General features: G+C 60.8%; 2 protein-coding genes. Both read left to right on the plus strand.

Annotated elements, in window-relative coordinates:
- The coding region (locus NW837_RS15730; protein WP_414332640.1) for an FAD-dependent oxidoreductase at positions 1 to 477 on the plus strand (477 nt) is incomplete at its 5' end.
- 65 nt (positions 478 to 542) lie between these two features.
- Positions 543 to 734: hypothetical protein (locus NW837_RS15735; protein ID WP_414332642.1), on the plus strand; the 192-nt coding region annotated here is incomplete at its 3' end.

A 734-nucleotide genomic window follows, 5' to 3' on the forward strand; every position in this document is an offset into this window, starting at 1 on the left:
GATATCACCACGCGGGAATCGGAGTTGAATCGTGGTCGCCCCTTTGTCTTCTACGACTCGGTGGGGGTGGGCCAGTATCCCATCGATTTTCACGATTGCCTGCTGCCGGATTTTTCCCTTCCCCCCAGCCACAACAAAGACTCGCAAGCCCCCAGCTACCCCTACCAGATCCCGCTGCGGGCTCTGATCCCTCAGCGCATCGACAACCTCTTGGCGGGCAACAAGAACATCGCCACCAGTCGCATCGCCAGCGCTTCCTACCGAGTGCACCCGGTGGAATGGGCCATTGGCACGGCAGCCGGCCACACGGCCCACTTCGCCCTGGAGCGGGATCTGATCCCGGCGGAGATCGTGGAGGAGCCGCTTTTGGATTTGCGGCTGTTGCCAGCTCTCCAGGCCCAAATCCAGAGCTTGGGCAACCCCATTCAATTTCCTGGCACCACCATTACCGCCACCGATTGGGCCCAATCCCGCTAGCCTAGAAAGGCAGGGTTGGGAGTTGACCGGTGGATCCCGTTGGGGTTGGACTTGTGGGCTGGGAGATGCTTCGCCCCTCTTTATGGGCCGCCACGGCTCTGTGGGGCTTAGGGCTAATGTGGGGGTTTTCGCCGCTGCATCACAAGCTGCAGGAGGGCTGGGAAAAGCAATTGCCATGGGATCCCAGTGGAGCTTTGGCTTCCTTGCTGAGCACCCTTCCCTTTTTGCTGGCAGCAGGCTTGGTGGTAGCCCTGACG

This window comes from Synechococcus sp. R6-10 (genome assembly GCF_047461815.1).
Lineage (GTDB): Bacteria > Cyanobacteriota > Cyanobacteriia > Thermostichales > Thermostichaceae > Thermostichus.